Origin of the sequence: Geobacillus sp. LYN3 (assembly GCF_003064505.1) — a bacterium.
Classification (GTDB): domain Bacteria; phylum Bacillota; class Bacilli; order Bacillales; family Anoxybacillaceae; genus Parageobacillus_B; species Parageobacillus_B toebii.
Map to the genome: position 1 here is coordinate 2,864,240 of NZ_QCWL01000001.1, position 2,943 is coordinate 2,867,182.

General features: G+C 44.7%; 1 protein-coding gene and 3 pseudogenes. 2 read left to right on the forward strand and 2 right to left on the reverse strand.

Annotation, left to right across the window (positions count from 1 at the left end; translation table 11 throughout):
• Window positions 1-4 precede the first annotated feature (4 nt).
• Both DCC82_RS14990 and DCC82_RS14995 read left to right on the forward strand, forming a co-directional pair.
• On the forward strand, window positions 5-955 hold the full coding sequence (locus tag DCC82_RS14990) for an IS982 family transposase (RefSeq protein ID WP_108430408.1): 951 nt from the start codon (window positions 5-7) through the stop codon (window positions 953-955).
• 560 nt (window positions 956-1,515) lie between these two features.
• Window positions 1,516-2,363: pseudogene (locus DCC82_RS14995) on the forward strand (Rpn family recombination-promoting nuclease/putative transposase).
• Between the two features lie 221 nt (window positions 2,364-2,584).
• On the opposite strand, the pseudogene DCC82_RS15000 reads toward DCC82_RS14995, so the two are convergent.
• Window positions 2,585-2,737: pseudogene (locus tag DCC82_RS15000) on the reverse strand (transposase); the annotation flags it as partial.
• Between the two features lie 19 nt (window positions 2,738-2,756).
• Window positions 2,757-2,943 (reverse strand): annotated as a pseudogene (locus DCC82_RS18320) (IS982 family transposase); the annotation flags it as partial.

The following is a 2,943-nucleotide window of genomic DNA, read 5'->3' on the forward strand; positions in this document are numbered from 1 at the left end:
CCCCATGCAAGAGCACTTTCATTTTACTACAGATCCAGCCAAACTTCAAAAACAATATGCCGCTATTTTCTGTTTTGTTTCTGCCCAACTGTCGTTGATTCAAATGTATCTTCATCGCCGCAACCGTCACTTGGTCAAGCAAGAAGACGAAGTGGTCATGGCGGTTCACCTTTTGGGGAAGCTGCTGGGCTTTTCTTCCGAACGAGCCTGGCATCGTTTTGTCACGGGAAATTTGTTCACAAACGGCTCGTTTCTTGAACGCTCCCGATACAACCGCCGCTGCCGGGCGCTTGGTTTCGCCATCAAATGGATCCGTCATGAGCTGGCGAAACGTGGCCAACACCATGCTTATGCGGTCGTCGACAGCTTGCCTCTTCCGTTGTGCCATCCCGCAAGAATGCAGCGCGTCAAGCGGTTTCGAGGGATCGCGGATATGGGGTATTGTGCTTCCAAAAAGCAATGGTACTACGGTTTCAAGCTGCATCTTCAAGTGACCAATCAAGGGCTGGCCATGGGCTATGTCGTGACGGAAGCGTCCTGCCACGACGTCAAAGCCGCTGAAACGGTGATGACTCAAATCCCTCATCCCTACAACTTTGGGGACAAAGGGTACATCAGCCACGCTCTTCGAGAAAAGCTGTACAAAGAACACCAAGCCGCGTTCTGGACACCGTCTCGACACAATCAAAAGCACGGCCCATCCAAGGCATGGGAAGAATGGATCCAAAAAAANGTTCTGGACACCGTCTCGACACAATCAAAAGCACGGCCCATCCAAGGCATGGGAAGAATGGATCAAAAAAAACGCAAAGTCATCGAGACGGTGTTTTCGATTCTCGTAGACCAATACCGGATCACCGACATTCGAGCGAATTCCATTGCCGGGTTTGAAGTGGCACTCGATGGCATCTTGTTGGCTTATTCCTTGGTCACACTAGGGCTGGTTGAGCGCTGACACTCAACTAGCACCACGGGTATAGTATAATATAGTTAGATGGGAGGTGAAAAAATGTATTTTTGTATCAAACAACAGCTAAATGGTTTGACNGGCATCTTGTTGGCTTATTCCTTGGTCACACTAGGGCTGGTTGAGCGCTGACACTCAACTAGCACCACGGGTGAATGAAAATTCATTGTTATATATTGAACCTAGAGGGTTTTTATACATTCCATTTACAAACGAAATAATCAAAAAATAGACCTATAATGTTCGCCACTTGTCAGATAGATTATGGGTGCTACACCGTCAAATTGTTTCACAATGAAGGGCGAGTAAAACCAAATGTTCTGTTGTTTTCACACTCCAAAAAATTCACTTGATTTGCAGAAAAGGAGAGTCATAGACCGACTCTCTTTGTTTTATTATTTAGAAAATTCAATTTCAGGCTTTTGCTTTTCTCCTCTCTTTCCGCTCTAATAAAATCGTACCGTTTTTTCCCCTGAAAACTCCCCCGACAGGACGATCCTGATGACATATCTCGAATTGAACATGAATATGGGTTGTGAGGTGATCCGATGGCTGTTGACCACGACCGTTTGTTTAAAGAGTTGATCCAAACATTTTTTGAAGAGTTTATCCTTCTCTTTTTCCCTGAAATGTACGAGTATATTGATTTTCAGCATTTGTCCTTTTTATTCGAAGAACTGTTCACTGATGTAACGGCAGGGGAGAAGTATCGCGTCGATTTGTTAGTCGAAACGAAATTAAAAGGGGAAGATGGGCTGATCATCGTCCATATCGAAAACCAAAGCTATGTGCAGCCGTCGTTTCCTGAACGGATGTTCATTTACTTCAGCCGCTTGTTTGAGAAATACCGCACGAATGTCGTTCCGATTGCCGTTTTCAGCTACGATACCATCCGCGACGAACCATCCTCGTTTACGCTTCAACTTCCGTTTGGCAACATCCTTCACTTCCGCTTTTTCACCATCGAACTACGCAAACAAAATTGGCGCAACTACATTCGCATTGACAACCCGATCGCCGCCGCACTGTTAAGCAAAATGGGTTATACTGAAAGTGAACGAATCGAATTGAAAAAACAGTTTTTACGCATGTTAGTTCGTTTAGAGCTGGATGAAGCAAAGCAGAGGCTGTTAATGGCTTTTTTGAAACATATGTGAAATTGTCGGATGAAGAAGAACAACGATTGCGAAACGAGGTGAATCAAATGGAAACGAAAGAAAAAGAGCAAGTGTTGGAATTGTTGATTTCGTATGAACAAAAGGGAAAACGTGAAGGAGCTAAGCAAAAAGAGCGAGAAATGATGCGAAAAATGATTGCAAAAGGAATGAGCATTGCCGATATTGCACATATATTTGACCTAACGGAAGAAGAAGTTCATAAAAGGGTTAACGATTGACCACGACCGCTTGTTTAAATAAAGAGCTGGCCACAGCGTTTTTTCATGGCTTCACCGGATACGTATTGGCTCGGCGCCTATTGTTACCCGCTAAAGGAGAAAGTTGCCCTAAGATGATGGGGGCAGCTTTTTTTTGTTATGGTCGCTCGAATTTTCGGTGCGTATGTTGGTTGGGAATTAGGAATTTATAGGTTCATCACCAAAAGATGTACTTGCACCTGTCATGAAAGTATGTTAGCTGTTTCTAGCCGAACCCGCAGTGCAAAACGCTGGATATTTCGGTATCCGTATCCCCGACGTTTCATCAGCTTGATCTTGTTATTCGTTCCCTCCATCTTCCCATTCGAATAATGGGATAAAATGCACGATATAACCCGTGGTGCTAGTTGAGCTTTAGCGCTCAACTAGCCCAAGTGTAACCAGGGAATAAGCTAACAATATACCGTCTAGTGCCACTTCAAATCCGATAATCGAATTGGCTCGGATCCCCGTGATGCGATAGTGGTCAACCAGAACCGAGAACACCGTCTCGATCACTTTGCGTTTTTGTTGGATCCACTGCTCCCATGTCTCAGACGCA